23 protein-coding genes and 1 pseudogene are annotated in these 24585 nt (G+C 33.2%); 2 read left to right on the top strand and 22 right to left on the bottom strand.

Annotated elements, in window-relative coordinates; all coding sequences use genetic code 11:
- Positions 1-153: 153 nt before the first annotated feature.
- The 4 genes from phnE (CQZ94_RS10350) to CQZ94_RS10365 form a co-directional block, all read right to left on the bottom strand.
- A complete protein-coding gene (phnE, locus tag CQZ94_RS10350; RefSeq protein WP_105585327.1) occupies positions 154-957 on the bottom strand; it encodes a phosphonate ABC transporter, permease protein PhnE in 804 nt (267 codons plus the stop codon).
- Positions 957-1751 (bottom strand): phosphonate ABC transporter, permease protein PhnE, encoded by a 795-nt coding sequence (phnE, locus tag CQZ94_RS10355; RefSeq protein WP_105585328.1) that lies wholly within the window; start codon positions 1749-1751, stop codon positions 957-959. Before phnE (CQZ94_RS10355) ends, phnE (CQZ94_RS10350) begins: the two co-directional genes overlap by 1 nt.
- Positions 1748-2521: a phosphonate ABC transporter ATP-binding protein gene (gene phnC, locus CQZ94_RS10360; RefSeq protein WP_105585329.1), complete on the bottom strand. Its 774-nt coding sequence runs from the start codon at positions 2519-2521 to the stop codon at positions 1748-1750. Before phnC ends, phnE (CQZ94_RS10355) begins: the two co-directional genes overlap by 4 nt.
- Positions 2522-2637: 116 nt before the next feature.
- A complete protein-coding gene (locus CQZ94_RS10365) occupies positions 2638-3576 on the bottom strand; it encodes a phosphate/phosphite/phosphonate ABC transporter substrate-binding protein (protein ID WP_105585330.1) in 939 nt (312 codons plus the stop codon).
- Positions 3577-3760: 184 nt separating this feature from the next.
- Between CQZ94_RS10365 and CQZ94_RS10370 the strand changes: the two genes are divergently transcribed.
- Positions 3761-5344 (top strand): bifunctional metallophosphatase/5'-nucleotidase, encoded by a 1584-nt coding sequence (locus CQZ94_RS10370; RefSeq protein ID WP_105585331.1) that lies wholly within the window; start codon positions 3761-3763, stop codon positions 5342-5344.
- Between the two features lie 46 nt (positions 5345-5390).
- Here the strand turns inward: CQZ94_RS10370 and CQZ94_RS10375 are convergent, their stop codons facing one another.
- Together CQZ94_RS10375 and CQZ94_RS10380 are read right to left on the bottom strand one after the other, a co-directional pair.
- A complete protein-coding gene (locus CQZ94_RS10375) occupies positions 5391-5630 on the bottom strand; it encodes a DUF896 domain-containing protein (RefSeq protein ID WP_002121521.1) in 240 nt (79 codons plus the stop codon).
- 45 nt (positions 5631-5675) lie between these two features.
- A complete protein-coding gene (locus tag CQZ94_RS10380; RefSeq protein ID WP_002111214.1) occupies positions 5676-6332 on the bottom strand; it encodes a YneB family resolvase-like protein in 657 nt (218 codons plus the stop codon).
- Positions 6333-6473: 141 nt separating this feature from the next.
- Between CQZ94_RS10380 and lexA the strand changes: the two genes are divergently transcribed.
- Entirely contained in the window at positions 6474-7094 is a 621-nt protein-coding gene (lexA, locus tag CQZ94_RS10385; protein WP_142395802.1) for a transcriptional repressor LexA, read from the top strand.
- Positions 7095-7197: 103 nt separating this feature from the next.
- Here lexA and CQZ94_RS10390 read toward each other — a convergent pair whose 3' ends face one another.
- The 16 genes and pseudogenes from CQZ94_RS10390 to CQZ94_RS10465 form a co-directional block, all read right to left on the bottom strand.
- Positions 7198-8001, bottom strand: a complete 804-nt coding sequence (locus tag CQZ94_RS10390; RefSeq protein ID WP_105585332.1) for a DUF4097 family beta strand repeat-containing protein — start codon at positions 7999-8001, stop codon at positions 7198-7200.
- The gene (locus CQZ94_RS10395; protein ID WP_105585333.1) at positions 8002-8544 is read right to left on the bottom strand and encodes a DUF1700 domain-containing protein; all 543 of its coding nucleotides are present in this window, start codon (positions 8542-8544) and stop codon (positions 8002-8004) included.
- Positions 8537-8860 carry a PadR family transcriptional regulator gene (locus CQZ94_RS10400; RefSeq protein WP_070144434.1) on the bottom strand — a complete coding sequence of 108 codons (324 nt, stop codon included), beginning with the start codon at positions 8858-8860 and terminating at the stop codon, positions 8537-8539. The genes CQZ94_RS10395 and CQZ94_RS10400 overlap by 8 nt, the downstream gene beginning before the upstream one ends.
- Positions 8861-9087: 227 nt before the next feature.
- Positions 9088-10887 carry an ABC transporter ATP-binding protein gene (locus CQZ94_RS10405; RefSeq protein WP_105585334.1) on the bottom strand — a complete coding sequence of 600 codons (1800 nt, stop codon included), beginning with the start codon at positions 10885-10887 and terminating at the stop codon, positions 9088-9090.
- Between the two features lie 11 nt (positions 10888-10898).
- Complete coding sequence (locus tag CQZ94_RS10410) at positions 10899-12086, bottom strand: nucleotidyltransferase domain-containing protein (protein ID WP_105585335.1); 1188 nt, start codon at positions 12084-12086, stop codon at positions 10899-10901.
- Position 12087: 1 nt separating this feature from the next.
- Positions 12088-12561 carry a lasso peptide biosynthesis B2 protein gene (locus CQZ94_RS10415; RefSeq protein WP_105585336.1) on the bottom strand — a complete coding sequence of 158 codons (474 nt, stop codon included), beginning with the start codon at positions 12559-12561 and terminating at the stop codon, positions 12088-12090.
- Positions 12562-12597: 36 nt separating this feature from the next.
- The gene (locus CQZ94_RS10420) at positions 12598-12906 is read right to left on the bottom strand and encodes a lasso peptide biosynthesis PqqD family chaperone (protein WP_105585337.1); all 309 of its coding nucleotides are present in this window, start codon (positions 12904-12906) and stop codon (positions 12598-12600) included.
- Entirely contained in the window at positions 12869-13840 is a 972-nt protein-coding gene (locus CQZ94_RS10425) for an aldolase (RefSeq protein WP_105585338.1), read from the bottom strand. The genes CQZ94_RS10420 and CQZ94_RS10425 overlap by 38 nt, the downstream gene beginning before the upstream one ends.
- 78 nt (positions 13841-13918) lie before the next feature.
- Positions 13919-14044 carry a paeninodin family lasso peptide gene (locus CQZ94_RS10430; protein ID WP_105585339.1) on the bottom strand — a complete coding sequence of 42 codons (126 nt, stop codon included), beginning with the start codon at positions 14042-14044 and terminating at the stop codon, positions 13919-13921.
- 15 nt (positions 14045-14059) lie between these two features.
- Positions 14060-15997 (bottom strand): lasso peptide isopeptide bond-forming cyclase, encoded by a 1938-nt coding sequence (locus CQZ94_RS10435; RefSeq protein WP_105585340.1) that lies wholly within the window; start codon positions 15995-15997, stop codon positions 14060-14062.
- A 292-nt stretch (positions 15998-16289) separates the two neighbouring features.
- On the bottom strand, positions 16290-17453 hold the full coding sequence (locus CQZ94_RS10440) for an aminotransferase class I/II-fold pyridoxal phosphate-dependent enzyme (RefSeq protein WP_105585341.1): 1164 nt from the start codon (positions 17451-17453) through the stop codon (positions 16290-16292).
- Positions 17454-17483: 30 nt separating this feature from the next.
- A complete protein-coding gene (locus CQZ94_RS10445) occupies positions 17484-18179 on the bottom strand; it encodes an HAD family hydrolase (RefSeq protein WP_105585342.1) in 696 nt (231 codons plus the stop codon).
- 1 nt (position 18180) lies between these two features.
- Positions 18181-19158, bottom strand: coding sequence for an ATP-grasp domain-containing protein (locus CQZ94_RS10450; protein ID WP_105585343.1), 978 nt, complete (start codon positions 19156-19158; stop codon positions 18181-18183).
- Positions 19145-19750: a sugar transferase gene (locus tag CQZ94_RS10455; RefSeq protein ID WP_105585344.1), complete on the bottom strand. Its 606-nt coding sequence runs from the start codon at positions 19748-19750 to the stop codon at positions 19145-19147. Before CQZ94_RS10455 ends, CQZ94_RS10450 begins: the two co-directional genes overlap by 14 nt.
- A gap of 664 nt (positions 19751-20414) precedes the next feature.
- Positions 20415-22649: a right-handed parallel beta-helix repeat-containing protein gene (locus tag CQZ94_RS10460; protein WP_105585345.1), complete on the bottom strand. Its 2235-nt coding sequence runs from the start codon at positions 22647-22649 to the stop codon at positions 20415-20417.
- Positions 22650-23016: 367 nt separating this feature from the next.
- Positions 23017-24575, bottom strand: a pseudogene (locus CQZ94_RS10465) (lipopolysaccharide biosynthesis protein).
- Positions 24576-24585: the final 10 nt, after the last annotated feature.

The raw sequence follows: 24585 nt of genomic DNA on the forward strand, positions 1-24585 counted from the left end.
TTTTTTTGGTTTTTTATAAAAAACCCAATGATTTCGGTAATGTATGGGCATTCAATATGACATACTTTTTCATTGTTTTTATTTTAGAAAGAAAGGGAATAATCTGTATTTTTATACAAAAGAAGCACCTTATGTGGGTGCTTCAAAAAACACTTATACGATTCTCTTTCGAATCGAGCTCGAAATAAAGTCAATAATAATCACCATCAAAATAATTCCTAGTAAAATAATACCTACACGGGACCAATTTCGTGAGCTTAGTGCAAAAATTAAAGGCGTACCAATTCCGCCTGCTCCAATAACTCCTAAAATCGAAGCGGAGCGTACATTAATTTCAAACCTATATAACGTATATGACAAGAAATCCGGTAATACTTGTGGTAATACTGCATGCCAAAGTATTTGAAAACGATTCGCTCCTGTTGCAATCAACGCTTCCGTCGGCCCTTTATCTATATTTTCAATCCCTTCCGAATACAGTTTTCCTAACATCCCAATAGAATGCAGTCCTAAAGCTAATACACCCGCAAAAGACCCTGGACCAACAGCCTTTATAAATAAAAGTGCCATAACTAACTCCGGAAACGTACGAATAAAACTTAGTACAAATTTCCCTGTTCCAGAAGTCACTTTTCCCGTACTCATATTTGTTGCTGCCCAAAATGCAAATGGTACAGATAAAAATGCTGATATAAATGTACCTAATATTGCGATTGCTAACGTATCAATTAAACCATGCAATAAATCTTCGCCATCCGGTAATGACACGTACGACCAATCTGGATGTGACACCCCTGTAATAATCGCTTTTGTAATTTCGCCAGCTGTATCCTTTATTCCTTCTAGCGGTACTCCGGAAAATGCCCATACATATAGAACTACAAGTGCAATAAAAATAATCCAACGATATAAACTCGGTTTCCTTGGTTTCGGTACCACCATCTTCAGTTCACTCATCATAATTTCTCCCGTAACAATGTACTTATATAGTCAATTACCAATACAACAACGAGTGTATAAATAATAATAGAAGCAGTTTGTTGATATTGTAAAAATCCAAGCGTTCGATCATAATATAATCCAATTCCCCCTGCTCCAACTAAACCTAAAACGGCTGCTGCACGTACATTCACCTCAAATGTATACAGAACATAAGAAACGAAGTGTGCCTTCACCTGCGGGATTACTGCATATACAATCCACTGCACCTTATTTGCTCCTACAGCAGTCATTGCTTCTAATGGACCTGGGTCAATCGATTCGATTGATTCATATAATAACTTCGCAACAAGCCCAACAGAGAAAAAAGTAAGCGCCAAAATACCTGGAAGTGGTCCGATTCCAAAAATCGCTACAAAAATAGCTGCTAATAATAGATCTGGTATCGTTCGAATTAAATTTAAAACGAACCGAGCCGGACCATATAAAGCCATATTTGAAAACACATTACTCGCCGCGAATAATGCAAGAGGAATAGCTAAAATCGCACCTAAAGTCGTTCCAATAATAGCCATACGAATTGTGTCTAACATCGCCGTTGTGATCACCTGAAAATAGCCCCAATCTGGTGGTACCATCTCCTTCAGCAAATCCATCATATTTGGAAAGCCTGTTACAAGTTTCGAAAATGATGCATCTACCTGTACACTACTACCCCACAATAATAAAATGATAATAGTAGCAGTTAACATATGCTTCAGTTTACTTGGTGGTTTCGGTATCGTTTTCGAATGTATCGTCACATCATTCATTTGACCGCCACCTCTAACAATTCACTGTTCTGAATTGAGTTCCCATAAATCTCAGCAAATTTTTCATCCGTTGCCTCTACTACAGATCCATTAAATACAATCTCACCTGCATGTAACCCGATAATGCGCGTCGCATACTCTCTAGCCAAATCAATAGAATGTAAGTTTACAATCATCGTAATTCCCAAATCTTGATTAATTTTCTTTAAATCATCCATTACCTGCTTCGTAGTAAGCGGATCTAAAGAAGCGACAGGCTCATCGGCTAAAATAATTTTCGCCTCTTGCGCAAGTGCCCTTGCAATTGATACCCGTTGCTGTTGTCCTCCCGATAACTCATCAGCCCTCGCATATGCTTTCTCTAATATATTCACTCGTCTTAAGGCTTGAAAAGCAAGCTCTACATCGTCTTTAGGAAATAGTCCTAGCGTTGTACGTAATGTAGAATGATATCCAACACGTCCAGCTAATACATTTTTTAAAACAGTAGATCTCTTCACAAGATTGAAACTTTGAAAAATCATACCAATGTCTCGTCGCATGCATCGTAACTCTTTTCCTTTCGCAGCGGTAATAGATTCTCCATCAATAATAATTTCTCCACCTGTAATTTCATGAAGTCGATTAATCGATCTGAGAAGTGTTGATTTTCCGGCCCCAGATAACCCTACCATAACGACAAACTCGCCTTTTTGAATTTCCATATTAATATTATTCAATCCTTTTGTACCGTTCGGATAAACTTTGGAAACATTTCGAAACTCAATCACGCCTTTTACCTACTTTCTACTTAATTATAAAAGCCGAAAAACGGCCCACTAACTGAAAATACACACACTTCCAGTTAGTCGCCATTTTCAATGAACCTGTAAAATATCCATATGTATTATTGCGTTTTCACTTTCTTTCCATAATCGCGAACGATATCAAATTTACTATCATCAGATTTAATATAACCTTCATGGGAATATACTTCTTTAATAATCTTTTGTCCCTCTTCACTCTTTCCAATTTCGATAAATGCGTCTTGTAATTTTTCACTCCATTCAGCATCTAAGTCGGAGCGTACAGAAATAGTATCGTTAGGAATTTTTTCTGTGAATTCCACAATTTTTGTTTGATCAAACACATTAGGATAGTCTTTTTTTACAATATTACGAGCATCTTGGAACACAACCGCAGCATCTACATCCCCGTTTAAAAGAGCGATAATAGATTGGTCATGCCCTTTTAATGTAACAGGTTTCACATCTTTTAATGGATCTATCCCTTCCTTAACCAATACAGCGGCAGGCCACACATATCCTGCTGAAGATGTTACATCTTGATAACCGATTTTTTTACCTTTTAAATCTTTCACACTATTAATGTTAGAATCTTTCTTTACAACAAACTCAGATTTATAATAATCTACTAAGTCTTTTGTTGGAGCTCCTGTTGCATCATCTACTCCAAATCGTTGTGCTTGTAAAATTACATTTGCGGCCTTTTTCTCATGCGCTAATACATATGCCGTTGGAGGCAAGAAACCTACATCTACTTGTTTTGATGCCATCGCTTCTACAATCGTATTGTAATTCGTCGAAATACTAACTTTTACAGGGATATCTAGCTTATCACTTAACAGTTTTTCTAGTGGTTTTGCTTTCGCTTCTAACGTATCAGCATTTTGCGACGGTACAAATTGAACATTTAACGTCTTGGGCACGTACCCTTTTTTCGTATCTTCACTTTTATTTGCACTCGATTCCTTAGTTCCACACCCACTTAATAATCCCGCTGCTAATACAACCGATGTACCCATTGCAAAAACTTTTTTCAACATGTTAAAGCCTCCATTTCCCTTGTTATAAATTTACTTTTTGTAAACATGTAGAAATATATCACATATTTTCCCACACAATTATTCATTTACAGAATCTTTACACATTCTAAACATTCCAACCAAACTTCATTTCACATATCTGATATGATTAATCGTAAGATAACAATAGAAAAGGTGGATTATGTTGGATCAAAATCGATTTGTAACTATTAACATCTTATTAACGAGCGATATACATGGTAATGTTTATCCGATTCACTATCAAAATAACTTACCAGCAGACGTAGGACTATCCAAAATTTCCACACTCATTAAAAAAGAGCGTTCTACAAATGAGCATGTGATTTTAATTGATAACGGTGATTTCATCCAAGGAACCCCTTTCACTTATCACTATGCTACTTATGAAAAAGATAAAAAGAACCCAATGGCCTTATTAGCTGATTATCTAGATTATGATGCTGCAATTATTGGAAATCATGAATTTAATTATGGGATGGACATATTAAACAATGCTATTTCAACTGCCAATACCCCCTATTTATCAGCCAATATTTTAGATAAAAACATAAAGAAACCGTATTTCGGAAAACCTTACATCATAAAGCAAATTGAGCCCGATATCAAGATTGCTATTTTAGGGATAACAACACATTACATCCCAAATTGGGAGCAACCTCATCATATTGAAGGTTTACTATTTGAAGATGCACTAGAAACAACAAAAAGGTGGGTTTCTTATATTCATGAAGAGGAGAAACCTGATTTACTAGTCGTAGCCTACCACGGGGGATTTGAACGTGATTTACAAACTGGAGAACCTACTGAAGCTTTAACAGGTGAAAATCAAGGATATGCAATGTGTCATGAAATTGACGGTATAGATATTTTACTAACAGGTCATCAACACCGAACGATTGCAAACGCTAAAATTAATGGTGTTACAATTTTACAAGTTGGCTGTAATGGACAATCATTAGGAAAAGTGAAAGTTACATTTGAAAGAAATAATAATGAATGGATGCCGACAGAATGTCATTCAGAAATACTATCTGTGCAGAGGATCCAGGAAGATGAAGCTGTCCTTTCACTTGTGTATGATTACGAGGATAAAACACAAAAGTGGCTTGATCAGCCCATTGGGGTTATTAATGGAGACATGCAAATTTTTGATGCTATACAAACGCGTCTACAAGACCATCCCTTTATTGAATTTATTAATAAAATACAGATGGATGTAGCAGAAGTTTCTATTTCTTGCACAAATTTGTTTCATAATGAATCTCCTGGTTTTCCAAAACATGTCACAATGCGTGACATCGTGTCTAATTATATTTATCCAAATACATTAAAAGTTATTCGAGTGACTGGGGCAGATATAAAAGAAGCTCTCGAACTCTCCGCCGCTTATTTCACACTACAAGAAGACGGAAACATCATTGTAAACCGTGCCTACTTAGAACCGAAACCGCAGCACTATAATTACGATATGTGGGAAGGGATTTCATACGTATTAAACATTTCAAAACCAATTGGCGAAAGAGTTACTTTTTTAGAATATGATGGACTGCCTATCAACACGAAGCAAGAATACGATGTCGTTATGAATAATTATCGCGCAAGTGGTGGCGGAAACTTCCTTATGTATCAAAATAAGCCCGTTATAAAAGACATACCAATAGATATGTCTGAACTTATCACTAACTATATATTGAAGCATAAAACGATAGAAGCAACAATAAATCATAACTGGAAAGTTATTAAATAGCGAATCTGTCTATTAATATCAAAAAAAGATGGGCTATGCCCATCTTTTAATTTAATTTTGCATTATCTTGCTTTTTTAAAGCTTTTAATTTCGCCGGTGTAACATCCGTTCCTTCTTCGTTAACGACTTTAATTCCTTTTAATTCGTTTAACATATTTTGACGAAATCCTTTTAAATATTGTTCACGTAGCGATTGGCGCTCACGTTGTTCTTCTTCAGTTAAGCCTTCAGCTTTTGCTTTTTTCGCTAAGAAGTTAATGCGTTCAATGAGTTCGTGACTTGGCATCTCGAATCCCCCTTCTACTCAAAACTGATTATTATCATACAATAGTTAGTCCTCTTTATCAAGCAATTGCTTTGTATATTCTACATACCTTCGATGTACAGTTGCTTTTGAAACATCATGACCAAAACCACGAAGTGTTGCTGCAATTTCTTCAAAAGTTAATTCATTCCGGCGTAAACGTACAATTTCCTCAATTGGCACTTCTTTTTTCTCACGTCCTATACTTAAATGACGATTTTTCAAATTATTCTCTGGACGAAATCCTTTCTCTACCGCCCTTTGCATGCCACGTTTAATTTTTAAATTGTGGATCTTTCTTTGATACTCTTCAACAATCCCAATTATATTTAGCACCATCGAATCAGAATCTGAAAGCTGTAATTCACCACTATGCGTGTGCGTATAAACTTTTATCCCCTCTTTATGTAAACAATGCATTAATGCGATCTTTGCATTTCCTCTACCAAGACGCGTTTCATCTTGTATAAGTAGTACATCAACTTGTTCATCTCGAATTGTATCTAGCACTTCTAATATGCCATCACGTTCAATTGTATAACCGCTAGCCTGCTCCTCAATTACCTTTGTAACATCCATTTGATAGCGCTCAGCTAAATGCAATAATTCATCTTTTTGACGCAATAATGATGTTTCCTGTTCTTCTTTTGTTGTGCTCACACGTGCATAAATAATTGCATTCATTTTGAACCCTTCTTTCTCACTATATTTTCCTTATAGTGTATCATAAATTCGCCTTTCGTTCGAACTTATGTTTGTAGAATGTTTTTTCGCATGTTATACTTAATAATAAGAAAAATGAAAGAAAACGAGGTGTTAGAAAACATGGAAAAGTTAACGAAACGCCAGCAAGACATTCTCGACTTTATTAAGCTAAAAGTACAAGAAAAAGGATATCCACCTTCCGTACGTGAAATCGGTCAAGCAGTCGGCCTCGCTTCTAGTTCTACAGTGCACGGACATTTATCACGACTAGAAGAAAAAGGATATATTCGACGCGATCCAACAAAACCACGCGCAATTGAAATTTTAGGTAGCAACCGAATGGAAACAGAAACACAATCTGTTATTCAAGTTCCAATCGTCGGAAAAGTTACTGCCGGTTTACCGATTACAGCAGTCGAAAGTGTAGAAGATCACTTCCCACTTCCAGCTAGTATCGTTGCTGGAGCAGATCAAGTGTTTATGTTACGCATTTCTGGAGATAGCATGATTGAAGCTGGTATCTTTGATGGTGATTTAGTTGTTGTTCGCCAACAGCAGTCTGCATACAACGGTGAAATTGTAGTTGCTTTAACAGAAGATAACGAAGCAACTGTTAAACGTTTCTATAAAGAAAAAGATCATTTCCGTCTACAACCGGAAAACTCTTCACTAGAACCTATCATTTTAAAACAAGTGTCAGTTATCGGAAAAGTAATTGGTGTATATCGTGATTTACATTAAAAATAATAAAAAGAAGATAATACCCTTATTTATATAGGGTATTATCTTCTTTTTATATTTTGATAGATTTCCTTTCATTCAAAAGACTTCATTTCATTAATTATTAACGCGTTTCAATAGTAACATCTCCAGCAGCAGTTTTACCGCTAATCTTTTTACTACCATTACCAATCGTTATATTTTTATTTTCTTCATTAAAAATTGTCACGTCTCCAGCAGCGGTTTGCCCAGTTATAACTGCATCTTGTGGTTTTTCCAATAAAGTAATATCTACATCTCCAGCAGTTGAACTTGCCTCTAAATCATATTTAGAATCATGATCAATAATATCTATATCCCCACTAGCCGTTTTTGCTGTTACTTTCCCTATTACTTTTTTAAAATTCACCTCACCAGCTTTTGTAGAACCCTCTACACTCTTTGCTGTTACATGTTTCAAATCCACTTCTCCGGCGAGTGTTTCAACACTTACGCGGTCACTTTTCACATTACTTATTTCTATTTGTCCAGCGGATGAATTTACTTTTATCTCTTGATAAGAACGTTCAGGTACTAATATAGTCAATGTAGGCGTTTGAAATCCGAAATTGTAAAATGAAAAATCAAATGAAACACCTTTTTCTATTTCCCCTATGACTTTTAATGTGTCACCATCTTCAGCAATACGAATCTCCTGTTTACTTACGTCTCCTGTTTGCTTTACATAAAAAGAGGAATCAGGAGATTTTTGGACAACAATATCTCCAGCATCTAACTTAACTTCTACATTTTTTAGCGTTTCGTTTTTAATAACTTCTTCCTTATTTCCTTTCTCTACAGTTTCTACTGCTTTTTTATATGTTTGTGAAATCCCTATTACTCCAATAATGATACAAGCGATAGCTACTAATAATATTTTTTTCATCATCTACTCCCCTTTTATCATTTTGAAGTTCCATACTACATAGCGTACACATAATCTTTTAAACCACTTCGTACTATAATAAGCTACAATACATAACAATAAACCTACTCCAACAAACGTTATACTAACGAAAAGATCCAACCATATAAAAGTACCCATAAATACTTTTAAAATAACGAAAAATGGTGTCACTACACTAGCAATACCACCGACCCAAAAGGAAAATATAAAAGCTATAATTGCAATTAATGGGCCTAACACAATAATAAAATTAAACAAACTAAGTCCAACCGCTGCCATGACAGCTCTTGTTATATTTGAAGTCGATGGATCCTTTTTCATCTCATCAAAGTGATACAAAGCAAGCAAATCTTTCGCAATTACCTTCGGAGAGCCAAGCCCCTTTATTATTTCTGATTCAGTTTTCCCCTCTTCTATCCCAAACTGAAAGTGCTCTTCATAATCAAATAAAATATCTTGTCGCTCTTCTTCTGGTAACTTTCTAAGATGACTTGATAATTCTTTAAGAAACTGCGCTTTACTCATCCCATTCCACCCCTTCAATAATTTCTTGAACACCTTTAGCAAAATCACGCCACTCTGTTACTAATAACGTAAGTTGCATCTCCCCTTGCTCTGTTAGTTGATAATATTTACGGGGCGGTCCTTCCGTGGATTCTTTTAAATACGTTTGAAAATATCCATCTTTCGTTAAACGACGTAATAACGGATATACAGAACCTTCCGATATTAAAAATTTATTAGAGATTTGCTGAACAAGTTCATATCCATAACAATCCTTACGTTTTACAAGTGCCAATACACACAGTTCTAACACACCTTTTTTAAACTGAACATTCAAGGACAATCCCCCTTTCTTATTTCAGTACTGTTCAATACATGGTACCTATTATATCCATAATATACCATTAGGTACTGTTTATTGCAAGGTACTAAATTATATTTATTCCCTAAATTTATAAAACACAAATATAAAAGCCCGAATAAGATCTTTTGTAACTGACCATTATCCGGGCTATCATTCAACTCGAATTACAATAATACAAGATTTCATTCAATCTTTCTCCTCTATGAACCCACTTCCATTTGTGACCCTAATAAATTTCGAAATACACCTTTTCTCTCTTTAGCCAATTGATTAAATTCACCTTTTTGAACAATTTCACCTTTTCCTAAAACAATAACTTGATCTGCATTGCGGATCGTAGATAACCGATGCGCAATAACAACAATAGTCATCGTTCCTTTCAATCTTTCTATTGCTGATTGGATCTTTACCTCATTTTCAGTATCTAATGCACTCGTAGCTTCATCTAATACTAAAATGGATGGTTGTCTTAAAATAGCTCGAGCTAGTACAAGTCGTTGACGTTCACCACCTGAAAGCCTCACTCCACGATCTCCAATGAGAGTATCAAGCCCTTTTGGAAGCATTCGTACAAATTCAGCTGCCGCCGCAAAATCTAATGCAGTCCAAATTTGTTCTTCACTGGCATACGGATCAATCATCAATAAATTTTCTCTTATGCTTGCATTAAATAAGAAAGGATCTTGTGACACATAACTAATAGCCCGTCTCAATGACAACAAATTTTCACTTGTAAGAGGAGTTCCATCTATTAATACTTGACCTTTCTCTGGTTGAATCAATCCCATTAAAACATCAATTAATGTACTCTTCCCAGCTCCCGAATGTCCCACAATAGCCGTCATGCTATTGATTGGTATTTGCACATTAATATTTTGAAGTGCATACAAATGCTCCTTCTTATTATACCGAAAATAAATATCCTTACATTCAATACCCTGTTCTATACAAATCGGCTTTATATGTTTTTGCTGATGTATATCCTGCATTTCAATCGCTTCATTACATTCCTCTTGTAATTCCCATAATGACTTAAAAGCAGGAATGCTTGCAGCAAGCTGTTCTAAATTAGACTGAATTGTCATAAATCGTGGCCATAGTCTAGAAAAGATAAGTATGATTAATAGTAATTGGGCAGGTTGAGCTTTAAATATACTTACTGATAATAATATAAAAAATGCAATTAAAATAGCCATTGAAACTTTATAAAACAATTGAGAGTTCGATCTTATTCTCATATACTCCATTTGTTCATTACTCATCTTTTCTGTTATAGATTGTAACCAATCCAAACGTGATGCTTCCAAAGTATTACTCTTTATATCTTTAATTCCATTAAAATGATCTGTTATACCAGAAAGATAGCCTTGTGCCAATTTTGAGGTCTTACCGCCTAGTATTCGTGCTTTTTTTATAAAAACACGAGAAGCTACCAAGAATAATAAGCCAAAGCCCAAAACAAATATAGTTATTTGGGGAGATAATAAAAACGCAATCCCCACCTGTATGAATGTAAACAGAATAGCAGCTAACAATTGTAAAATTAAATTAACCCCATAACTTACGCGAGCTAATTCTGTAGTTAATGTATTTATTAGATTTGTTTTCCTTTTCTCTAAAAAAAAACTCCACTTCGCTTTTAGAATCATACTATATGTTTCTATTCTTAATTCTCGTACAAAAGCTTGTTGCGTTCCCGCATCCCTTAGCGTTATGTTTCTTTGTAGTAGATTTTGACCTAACACTATTAGTATATATATACCTAAAATAGAAATTAGACTTGTTGTTTTAGGGAAATCCTGCAAAAATCTATAGACAGGTGCGATAAAAGCAGTCTCCTCACCTATATTGATTATTCCAGTCATACTTATCATAGGAATTAATAAAATAATACCTATCCCTTCAAGTAAACTTATTAAAACCATACCAAACAAATTCACATACAGAATCTTCCCTGCAGAAGAATATAATTTCTTCATAAAATATATAATATGATTCATCGATGTTCCCCCTATAACAAAGCAAGCTCCTTTGTTTTCCTCCAAAGACATAGAAACGGACGTAAAGGAAAATATAAAAAATGAAGAGATTTAGGTAACGGTAATGTTTTTGCATCAATTGGATAAGGATAAAGTTGGCTCAAAATAAATAAAATTTTTTGCTGATTAGACATCAGTGAAAATAAATGTCTACCATGATAAGCAAGTACTTCTTCAGGAACAGGTTCAGAATGCAAGTTTATCGTTTTCTTGAAATAAAACAGTGCTTCTTGTGCTAACTGCTTCGAATGTTTTTTAGCTACTAATTCCGTCATTCTTTCATTTAATCGTGTACCTAGCAATTGTGATGCCAAAATTAATGCTTGTCCTCCTAAATGAAGTATTTGGTATTTTCTCATTAATTTATGAATCTCATTCCAGTTAAGATCTTGATCGACAATTTTTTTTATGTCTACTAACCAACGTAACCTGGACCAACCATGTCTGGCACCATGAGATACAAGAAATAAAAATAAGTCTTCCTTTCCTAACATATATACCGAATTACTCGTAAGTGTACTTTTTCTCTTCTGCTTCCAAAGCTCTTCAAACCCAGGTTCCTTACCCGGTCCGGGATTTAACCTCCAATGAATTTCAAGTTTGATCCGCCTTGTTAGATGGAAAAATGTTATATGGTGATGCCTCCATTTCCAATCACTTAATATCGTTTGAATATAATCATCTTTCACATATCCTTGCTCTAAAAGTAGTTTTTCTACTTTTTCTAAATTTTGAATAGGGATGAGAACGTCCAAATCACAGGATGTTCGCAAAGAAATATCTCCATATAAGTCCTGAGATAGTACAGGACCTTTTAGAAACATCGTACGAATCTCATTTTCATTAAAAAGTTTATTTATTCGTTCCATTTCAGCACTTAAATAAAGCATTTGAAATGTATTATTTTTATATTTTCTATTTAAAGTTTGTACAACATGTGAAGGAATTAGTTCCTCATCTACCTGTTTAATTTTTTGATAAATCACCGGATAAACACGATGATGCATAGCTTGCTCAAGAAAAACCTCCCAATCAATATCTGCAAACCATTCACTACTGTAAGTTTGCAGTGTTTCGTCATCTTGTAACTTCAAAATTGCAAAAAGAAATTTCAATTCCTTAGACATGAACTCTACATCAAGACCAAAATCATTCCTCATTTTACTCTCCTTTAATAGTGTCCTCACTTAACCTCTTTGCAAATGATCCGACGACAGTAAACTTCTCCATTCCCTCTGATCCAGTAACATAAAAAGAACCGCTACGTAACCATGCATGCGCAATTAATTCCCCATTATTATCCTTAGCAGTTCCTAAATAAAGTGTACTCTCAATATGACGTTTTTCGAGCATTTTCATCCCAGCCATAGCTTTAACAAGGCATTGACTTTCCCAAAAAGTATAACGACTCATAACAGAAATAGCTTCGGACACCTTCTTTAGTGTATCCCAGTGTGGCTGAGTGTGAGTAAATGATGTTTCGTTCATGTAATCTCCTAAAGAAGGTGCAACTTTGGAAAATGTAATACTTTTTAGTACACGTGCCCACCCTAAGAAAATAAAAGCCTCAAAAAGTAAAAACTTTGTTTTCGTGTTCAATGATAAAAATATCCTTAACCTTTTCACAATATTCATTAATCCCTCCCTAATAATTCTCTTAAAGTTATGAATCTATTTATTAGGGTGATCTTTTATTTGAATTAAACCTTCTTGATACAAACACTCTAAAAAGGAAAGAACTTGCTCTTCACAATCTTTTCGTTCAATATCATAGTTAGATACTAACATGGTAACAAGCTGATTAATTATTATTGGCTTTTCAATAAGCTCCCATATTTCTCCGCCTATTTCACCTAAGTTATAGTAATTTCCTTTTTGGACATTTAACATAACTTTTTCTCCATCCATATCGCTTACTATATTACCTTTACTTTGGACAACGTTATGTTCTAATGATATTTTTCTCGAATGTACAACCATCAACCATACTCCCTTTCTGTATTGTATTTAAAATAACTTGCACAAGCTCATGAGCTGTAAATCTCGAATCCGGTCGTCTTAATTGAAACATTTCCATTCCGCTTGCAATATCAGATGACGTTTCAAAATGCCATTCCATCAATCCTAATTTAGAAATTAAAGAACTCCTAAATGTATGGTAGTATAATTTATACAGACGTGTAAGCCCTTCTATCCGGGTCATCTCTATATCTTCTCCCTGCGCTTTTACTAATTCAATAACACCAGCAAGAGGTAAAGGATCAGGAAAAAATTGAGAATTCACAGGAACAGCATACTTCGTTTCCCTTTCAAACAAAGGGCTATATTGCGTTATTTCCATTCCAAACTTATCTAAACTTTCTTGCCATAATTTTTGTTGTGGGTAAGACGGATGAACCATTGGGGTATTCTTACATAAAAGAGACACGGCGACTATATCATCACTTAAAAGCTGATATCCTTTACTCAAAAAGGCCGAGGATAAAGTTGATTTTCCGGCTCCTGAATCACCAATTAAAGCATATGCTTTCCCATCTATGGCAATCACACTTCCATGCAATGGAAGTACTTTGCGTTGCATTAAAAGTGCCCCCATGCAAGTTCCCAAAATATATAGTCGTATTTTATTTTCATCCGCCCCTGGCATAGGTGAAAAAGTAATTTTTTCGCCCGCTTGGATAGAAAATATTGCAGTTTGAGGAACATGAAACATCACTACCTCATCTTCCACTACAATTGTTTTCCGCTGTTCTTCGTTATATTTATCCCATCGTTTAGATAAATCAATTATTTCAATTTGAATATCTGCCATCTCTTTCTTTTCATTTAGCTGAGACAATTCGGGTAATGGGATTTCACTTACTATTTTTAACCCGAATGCTTTGTATAACACATTCTCCATAGAATTGATCATCCTATTCACTCCATATTGTCATTTTTTTGAAAGCTCTTATATAATAAAGCTATATAAGAGCTTTATTTTTCCAATGACTTAACTATACTTCACCGGATCATCTGGATCAGGTTGAATAGCATCTGGATATTTATGCCCAGGTCCCGCCATAGTCATATTAATATTAAGCACTTCTAATACAGGTTGTTTCCATTCCTTTTTCATACGTATCACCTCCTTTCATATTACTTTTTTTATAAATCGATAGAAGATTAAGCTGCGCATCAAAATTCTAAAATCTAAATCAAATGCATATTCTGGTCGAGGTTCTTTACAAATTTTTGAGATAGCTTTCTTAATTACCTCTACATTTAGAAATTCAGAAATTACTGGATCTATACTAAGTTCTTCAACTTCCTCAATAAATTCATTCCAAAAAGGAGCCATACGGTAAACACCATCTGCACCTTGAATACCTCGAACCCGTTGATTCAATCGTACTTTATCAGGAAGGAAATTCTTTGTGGCTCTCCGGATCAGGGCTCGATCTAAACCATTTTGAACATACTGTTCTTCTGGAACTGACAAACAAAATTGAATCAATCGTAAGTCATTTGTGGGATCACGATCCCATAAAGCATAACGTAATGATAATTTCGTTTCATACGTTCCATTTATGCTCCAATAATATGGTTTTTCAAACTGTTCTCTTTTCATGTCATATGCATTAGAGATAGAGGTGCCTGTTATATCAATTTCTTGTTCTCTAAGTCTGTCAAAAACATTCATTTCCCTTGCAAATTCCGGATTAATTATTGCGGAATTTGCATCTTGTTTTCCTGAAAAAAGTAACTGATGCAAAAATGGAAAAGCCTTTCGTCTTACCACTTCAAAAACACGTGATTTTTTCACTCCTATATTTCTACTATATAAATATAGTTCACGATAAAAACGAATCCAATGTAGCTTTTTCAATAACATTGCCTGGTAATCTAAAATAGGTCCCCATGATACTGTCCAATTACCTCTTTGACCACTAAGAAGTACTCCTATTCCATGCTGAGATGCTTTTTCATAAACTCCACTCAACCAAAAAGTATTCTCAAAAAATTTATATGGCATCTCCATTGTTTCCAGCCAATCATCAATTTCCGATAGTGGGCTTCTCTCTGGCAATTCTAAATAATAATCCTGTATATTCCCTACATGCTCTACAGTCGATTGAATAAATGGTCTTTCGTCAGCTATCCTACCTTTGTGTGTCCAATCTTCAAATCCTTCTACTGGAACATAACTATACGTATGTAATTTTTTATTTTCAGCCCGTAAATCCTTTGCAGCAAAACTAACGACAGAACCTGAGTCTAGCCCTCCACTCAAATGGGCTCCTACTTGGTGATGTGTTCGTAAACGGGCCTTCACTGCACTTTTATACACCTCTCGAAACGCCTCTTCATACTCTTCATTTGATTTTAAATTAAGCATTTTCCCAACAGTTGGTGTATAGTATCGCGAAAACTTCACTTCGCCTTCTTTTACCAAAATAGTGTGTGATGGGGGCACTTGTTCTATATATTTGTAAACTGTTAACTGTGGATCTACCGATTCGAAATTTACAGGTATAGCTAAAAATTCAGCAATCCACTGCTTATTTAATTTCTTCTCAACATATGGTAGAGAAAATAACGGATTTATAATAGTACAAAAAGCAAATTTTCCCTCACCACGATAAAAATAAAGTGTCCGACTTCCTGAAAAATCTCTGGCACCAAAAAGAATTTGTTTTTTCTCATCCCAAATCATAAAGGCAAAATCGCCTACCAAATATTTTGGAGCCGCTTCCCCCCATTTCTGATAAGAGAGTAAAATCAACTCACTATCTGTCATGTTTTTTCTATCCGCATAATCCACTTGTAATTTTTCAAATAACTCATTACGATTATCAATAATAGCATCTGCTGTAATTGCCAGTTGCCTTTCATAACTATAGAAGGGTAATTGTTCACCAATTGACTCTGGTGTAATCCATTGTGCATGACATCCTAGAAAAGCATTTTCTTTGTGCCATATTTGAATATCATCGGCAGGATATTTGTATAAACGACTCATTACTTCTCTTCCGTGCTCAATTGATACAGGCTCATTAGTAAAGTGAATAATGCCAGTTATAGCGCTCATTTCTTCCTCCTAATATATGAAAAGTTACTACAAATACTATTTACATATTAAATTCGTTAAACACACCCTTTAATCATTCTTTTTAACGAACGAAATTATTTATTTTATTACTTTCTCAATTACATACTTTAATTTACTTGCAGACTAAGATATAGATATTTAAAACCTATGATCATCCCTTTTTTATATTAGTTGAAACTAAATATTCCTAAATAACTTTCGGAAAAATTCACTATAAAGAACAAATAGTGGTACGTATACAAATTTAATTCCACTTTCACTTACTTTTCTTTTAATTCTTCCATTCTACAGCTTTCAAAATACCTTGAATTACCCTTCGTTGATCTTCTGCTAACATATTAGATCCTGAAGGCAAACAAATTCCACTTTGAAATAGGGACTGCGACACATCTTCATTTTCGCTATGCGGATAATACTTCTTCTCTTTAAAGAGCGACTGCATATGAAGTGGCTTCCACAAAAGACGCGCTTCAATGTTCTCTTCTGCTAAAGTTCTCAACAATTGCCCAATAGAGATCCCGGATTCTTTTTCATCAATTGTCAATGTCGTAAGCCAACGATTTGAGCGTGTATTTTCTAATTCAGGCATAAAATAAAATCCTGGCATGTGAGATAGCGCTGCGTAATACCGTTTATATATAGACCTTCTAGCCTTCACCCTATCTTCTAACACTTCTAATTGTCCTCTACCAATACCAGCTAAAATATTACTCATTCGATAATTATATCCTATCTCACTATGTTCATAATGTGGCGCTGGATCCTTTGCTTGTGTCGCTAAAAACCTCACTCTCTCTAATGCTTCTACATCATTAGAAACTAGCATTCCACCACCTGAAGTTGTAATAATTTTATTTCCATTAAATGAATAAACACCAAATTTTCCGAATGTACCGCTTGCTTTTCCTTTATATGTAGATCCAAGAGATTCTGCTGCATCCTCGACTATAGGAACATTGTATTGATTACAAAGTGAAAGAATTTCATCTAGTTTAGCACTCTGACCATATAAATGAACAAGAATGATAGCCTTTGGTAATTTCCCTGCTTTATCAGCTTCATATAATGCATGTGCCAATGCATCCGGTGACATATTCCATGTTTCTGGTTCTGAATCAATAAATACCGGTTCAGCTCCCAAATAAATAATCGGATTTGCACTCGCTACAAAAGTGAAACTTGAACAAAACACTTTATCTCCTTTTTGAACGTCTAATAATCGTAAAGCTAAATGAATGGCAGCAGTACCTGAACTAACCGCAGCACCATCTTTAACTCCTACAATAGAAGCAAGTTCTCTTTCAAATTCATCTACATTTGGACCAAGAGGTGCAATCCAATTTGAATCAAAGGCATCTTTAATATATTTCTGTTCATTTCCACTCATATGCGGTGAAGAAAGATAGATTCGTTTTTTATGCTGAATTGTTTGCATGTAAACACATCCTTTATACATATTTAAATACTATGTATCTAGAAACATATGCTTTAATACTGGTATATCAGGTAATCTCCTTAAATTATCAATTGTATAATGTGCTTTATAAGCTTGCTCAACTATAAGATTATGGTAAATCCCATCTTCTCTATTAATGTGAACCGTTAACCATTTTAGTTTCTTGGCAGTTATAAAATCCTTGCTTAAATTATCTCCTATATAGACACATTGCTGATGAGACACCTGTAATTCCTTACTTATTTTTTCATAAGGGATTTCGCTCGGCTTCCAACATTCTTTTCCAAGCTTATCAGTGAGAATTATTGAATGAACTCTCTCTTTTAACTTTAATGCATTTATTTTTCTTTCTTGAGCAACTAAATATCCATCTGAAATTAGTCCTATTTTTACGGTATTAATTAAATTATTTAGTACCCAATCCGCTTCCTCCAATAATTGAATATCTGGTTTATGGGCCCTATATTGTTCTATCAAATTACCAATCAATTTTTCATCATAATCAATGTTTAACTTTTCTAGTGTTTTATTAAACACTAACTTTCTTTCCCCCGAATTGAATAATCGCATTGCAATATTATAAAATTCAGTTTTTTTATGATTCACTTTAATCCAATCATCCACTGCTTTAAAACCACTTACGACATAATCTTTTTCTTTATACAAAGTATCATCCATATCAAAAACAATTGCTTTAATCATCATATTAAATACTCTCCATAAAAACTGCTTCATCATATCTAAGCATTGTTAAATTTTCTCTCCAATTAAAGTCCTTATCTATAAAAACTTCCCCCTGACACATTTTAATTGTCCAAAGCGGAAAATTCGCTCCTGCTTCTATTGATAGCGGAATTCCCCCACCAAAACGTGGGTTTATTTCAATAAACGTAATTTGTCCATCCTCCTTTTTAAAACATTGTAAAGTAATACACCCAATAGGATTAGGAAGAGCTTTTATTACAGTTTCTGCTGCTTTGATGATTTCAATATCCTTCTTGGTCATACCTTTACTTACCTCACCTGCTCGTGTTTCTATGCGCAACCTAGGAACAATTGTTTTTATATTTCCATAGAAATCTACCATTATATCTATAGTATATTCTTCTCCTGAAACGTACTCTTGTATCATAGCGTTAGGTATATACTCCTTAAAAAATTCCAATTCCTTTTCATTCATAATTTTTGTTACACCTTTACTAGAACTGCCATCATAAGGTTTAATTAATAGTGGAAATTGATATTCTTTTCTTTCAATCTCTTCATCACTAAATACTCTAGGCGTTGGTATATTATTAGAAACGAAAAAGTTATATGTGTATTTTTTGTCATTAGCTATTTTATTTAATTCCATACTAGAAACTAGTACTTTTACACCGATACCTTCAAAAACCTTTGCCTTATTAGCCAAAAGCATTAATTCCGTATCAATTAACGGGATTATTAGATTTATCATTTCAGATCTACATATTTTTAATAATTCATTTATATAGCCTTCTTCATTTACATGCGGAACAATAAAATGCTTATCGCTAAAGTATATGGTAGGTGCAGTTTCTTTTAAGTCTGCAGTAAAGATTTTCCCTTTAATCCCTTCTTGTTTAAATGCTTCCTTAAATTTTTTAATTAAGGCGACCCTCCTACCTGAGCTAGTAAACAAAATATTCATTTCATTCTCCCCCATGCTCGATTCCCCCCTTAAAAACTGGCATAGTCACATGCTTATTATTTGTTATCCCTTCCGACTTTAAAACCTTACTAAAAGTTCGATATAAAATTTTTAAGTCTAAAAGAAAACTTTGATTCTCAACATACCATACATCTAATTTAAATTTCTCATCCCATGAGATGCTATTTCTTCCATTAATTTGAGCCCACCCAGTGATTCCCGGTCTTACATTATGCCTTTTAGCTTGCTCTTGCGAATATAAAGGCATATATTCTATTAATAATGGGCGGGGTCCCACCAAACTTAATTGACCTTTTAGCACATTTATTAATTGTGGTAATTCATCTAAACTATATTTTCTAAGAAATTTTCCAACTTTAGTTAATCTAGCGTGATCTGGTAAGAGCTCCCCATTACTATCTCGCTCATTGGTCATCGTACGAAATTTATAAAGATAAAAAGGTTTTCCATGTAACCCTGGACGTTGTTGTCTAAATAAAATGGGTGATCCTATCTGGATTTTAACTATAATTGCTACTAAAAGAATAACGAAAAAAAAGCAAATTAATAATAATAAAGAAATAAAGATATCAAACAATCTCTTCATTACCAATCATTCCCCCATCTTAAATTATTACAAATGCTTTTCCAAAGTTAAATAATCTACAAAGTATTCATTACGGATTGAAATCAAGTATATTCAAGTTGTAATTAAAGAATTGTATTCAATTTCTCTTTACTTATCACCTGCAAACATTTTCTATAGTACACAACTTTAAAACTTAATAAGTAGAAGAAAGCAATACACATAGGTGCAAAATATATTTTTCCAAATGCTTATCCAAGAGACTATTACACACTGTAAAAATCTCAAAAAATATATTCACAAACACAATTTTATAAACAACGCTTAGTAGTATATAAAAAAATCCATTTATTATTTAAAAATTCTCCTACACACTATTTTTTAGTATGCAGTTAACGTAATAATAAAAAGCTATTATGTTTATAAAAAACATAATAGCTTTTCTCTATTCTATAGTAGTAACTAAAAGCCAATAAACATATTATCTATTAGGAATTAGGCTATTTCGAATGATTATATTGGACCAAATCCCTTCCATAGTACTACTTGAAACTACTAAAAAAAGCGGATGAAATTGTGTACGGTGTACCATTATATAATACTTTATAGACATATTTATTAAGATTCATTCTACTTCCTTTCTCATAATTTTTTAAAACTATTCAAATTTAATTATCACCATGCATTAATTTGGATTTATTACACCATTAACAATATTTCCTTGCAAAAATTCCCTCCCTGTAATTGTAATTTTCGCATTATTCAACACATTGTTTTGAATTACTACTAGGGGTGTAATACTCGTTGTTCTATTATCTATCCCAACTTGCATCAAATTTGTGGAATTTATAATATTATTTTGAATTACCACTTGCTTACCAGTAAACACTGTATCCAAAATAATAATAGCTCTCTGAAGAGTATCATTTGTAATTTTTATAGTATTTCCCCTTAACACTATATCATCAGATACATTCTGAATATTCAAGACCGTACCATTTGGTTTTTCTATATGACAATCAATCATCTTAAATGCTTTGAGGTTATTCACTGTAAATAACGTGTTATTTCTATCTATACTAAAGAACTTGCAATCTATTAATTCTAAAGTGTTTCCTGTACTTGTTATCCCCAAAAAAGTTATTTCCTTAAAAAAGCAATTCGTATATGTCCCTGCAACTAAGGTTGGGGTTTTAACATTATTAAATATACTATTTTCAAATATCCATCCTGATTTAACTGTTCCTACTGGTACATAATTTAAATACAAAACGTCTTGTCCTTCAAATATACAATTTGCGATAATTTGCGGCTCATTTTTCATCTCTAATGTCCACTGATACAGTGATGACAAGGAGTTTAGCTTATCTGCATCGTTTATAAAACGACAGGAATCAACTTTAACCGCATATGGAAATGGGGTATCAATAACCATTTTACTATTAGAAAAAACATTATCCAATATGTTAATAGTTCGATTTGCATATACACCTTGAACATTTATTTGTGCTCCGTATACATAATTATTAGAAAAAACAACATCTCCTAACAAAGAGACCTTAGTTAATCGGATATTATTCCCTGTTACGATTACCCTATCTGCACCACCATTAATAGATAGCCCAACATAAGCATTTGAAATGGTATTCATAATAGAATTATTTGATATATAAATAAATTTTCCATTTATAACAATAATATTATAATTTTTATTTTCATGAAAATTATTTCTTTCAATATATATATATTGGTTTAAATCATATCCATCTTCAATATCTATTCCACTTTGTGGATTGGTACCTGCGATGTGATGAATTTCATTATCTCGAATATATACATTCTTTGCCCCACATACACTAATCCCTTGTCTACGGCAATCATGTAAATTACATTTTTCTATATAAGTATATTGTGGAAAAGAAGGCACCCGAACATTTATTAAACAATTTGCAGGGGCAGGAACATTCCCTTGATGCAAAACAACTTTAGCATAACTTGCTCCATTAGGGACTTCTACTTCATCAAAGAATTGTACATTGACTTTTGAAGATAAAAATATATTATTTGAAGTGTAAAAAATGACATCATAGTAATCGCATTTTATATCAGAACCCAATGCTCCAAATCCATTTCCATATAAACCGAAGTAGCCATACTTTACAATAGCCACTTGGGTCATATCAATTTGCAAACTGGAACGTATCTTTGTTGTACTACTTACTAATGAACCATCTGTTGTATTAATTGCTCCCTGTTCAAATGAACTTGCTAAAGATGTAGGAAAAGGTAAAATCTGCCCAAAAGTACTGTTTAGTGTAATGGCATCTCCTGTACAATCTAAAATATCTAGATTATCTAAAGATACAAACCTTGTATTGTCCCCCCCATCAGTAGGCGGAGTAAAACTCCCCACTTCAATTCCGTACCCGCCCTCATGTGTTCCCCCACTAGAATAATCATGTGTATATCTATCTCCTTGGATAATACCATTTGTTATCCTAGAATATACTTGATTTCTACGAAAGCTTATAATTGCATATCCAGTCAAATTATTTGTTTCCATTTTTAATGTTGAACCGTTTAGATTCAAAGTTAAATGACTTGGTGGTTCGATGGGTGTTTGTTTATCAATCAAATATATTCCTCTAGGTAACACAACTTCCGTACATCCTTGTTGGGCCGCCCAAACTAAAGCATTATTAATACCTTTAGAAGTATTGATAGCCTCAGTCCCATCATTCTTAACATTCCACCTATCTAATTCTAATGTATATATACTTGTAGAATTTGTAGCTTCTAATGATTTTGGAATCCATTTTAATTGCGTACTATCATAAGTTAAAATGTCATTATGAAAAGGAGGCTTGGACACCAAATCTAAATCATTCAAATTCCCAAGATTATCCCTTCTTCTCCACATCAATTCACACCTCTTTTTGCTTTTCTACATCTTATGTTTCATAAGGTAAATTGATTGGATATAAGAGAAGTATTATCACTTTTTATTGTTCTTCAGAAATTCATTATTTAGAAAGCCTTTTTATAATTCCTTTCTCCTTCCCTAAAAAGCTCTTTTCCTACTAGCTGTTTTTATTTCAATAACCTTTTATTTACACTATTTAAACTTACAATAATCAAGATGTTTAACTTCTAGCTAAATAATTAAAAAGACACTATGCTCTTTATACATAACGCCACTATTATTACCTACTTTTTCAGAATATCCTAAAATCTTTTACGTAAATAAAGCATTTTTTACTGTGATATGGCGAAAATAAAATAATGATTTATGGAAAATTATCATTCGAAACCTTCCGAGTTAATATTTTCGACTTTATTTTTTTTATTAATATTCGGGTTAAATTAAGGAAATATCTATACTCTTCCGTCTCTTTAAATACCATCCAAAAGATAAAATTCGGAATAATTAGGCACGAGATACTACGTATTACCATGTCCATAAATATATTTATATGAAAAATATAACCAATTAAATCCGTTGCTATAACAGAAAATACTACAAGCACTACAAACAAAATATATCTAAAAAAATATATTTTAACAGATTTTTCAAAAATCAATTTAAATATAATATAAGGATCATACCAAAAGTAAGTACATAATCTACTAATAACAGTCCCTAAAAACACTCCTGCTATTCCTATTTGTTTCGCAAGAATTATAGAAACTACAATATTTATAATTGCCGCTATAATAGGTCTATACTTCCCCTTTTTAAATAAACCTGTGGTTTCTCTAAAAATTGTAGTTGTATTTTGCATTCCTGAAGTGAAGAAATTAAGTAATATGGAAAATAATACATACTTATTAAATACATATTCCTCACTTAACCAGAGTGTTATAAATGGATTTATCAAATTCCAAAGGCAAACTGTACAAAATCCATATATCCAAAAATTTAAAAAGTTAATTACACGAAAAATAAAATATTTTTTTCTGCATTTTCTTTCACATTCAAATTTCCAACACTAGCAGTGATAGAATAAAAAAAATACCCTAATAAGGTATTTAATGTATTTAAGATCAACAGATAATTTGAATACACACCAACCCAAATAACTCCAATAAATTTCGATATAATTATATTATCAGTTGCATTAATTACTACACCACTAATTTTATATAGTAACAAGGAATATAAATTTTCGAAAAACTCTCTTCTGTCTACCTTAGATAATTTCGCATTATTTTTTTCTTTTAAAAATGGATATAATTTATTTGCCTTATTTGCAATATATACATTCTCAATTACTTTTAATGTTAATTGAGATAGTAGTACTACAATGTAATCACTAATAATTATTAATAAAACAATTTGTAATGCGTTAGATATAATTATGAACAAAGTGTGTATTTTAGAAATGATATAGTTACTTTGATCAGCAATAATAATAGATTGCTTATATACAAAATAATATGATGACACCGAACTTATTAAAAATAAGAGATAGATAATGTTAATGTCTTTAATCGTAGTATCTGCATTCATTAAATGATCAAGAAATGGCAATAGAGATAACCCTATTAATAAAACTACTACTCCTATTATTCTGTATGCTTTTTGATATAAATTCATTAATGCCTGTATTTTATAAATATCCTTCTCAGCTAATGGCCTATATAAACTATAAATTATAGCTGTATCAAATCCTAAATTAGCTAGTGAAAACATCAATAGTATACTTGTAAAAAGTCCATCCACACCTAAATATTCTATACCGAGTGTATAGATAAAAACAGTTCGAACAATAAATCCCATGCCAATACTAATTATTTGTCCAGACAAACCGAATAAAATATTTTTTAAGGAGTTTTGTATTCTCATCGTAATACCT

It is taken from the genome of Bacillus sp. MYb209, from assembly GCF_002975175.1.
Classification (GTDB): domain Bacteria; phylum Bacillota; class Bacilli; order Bacillales; family Bacillaceae_G; genus Bacillus_A.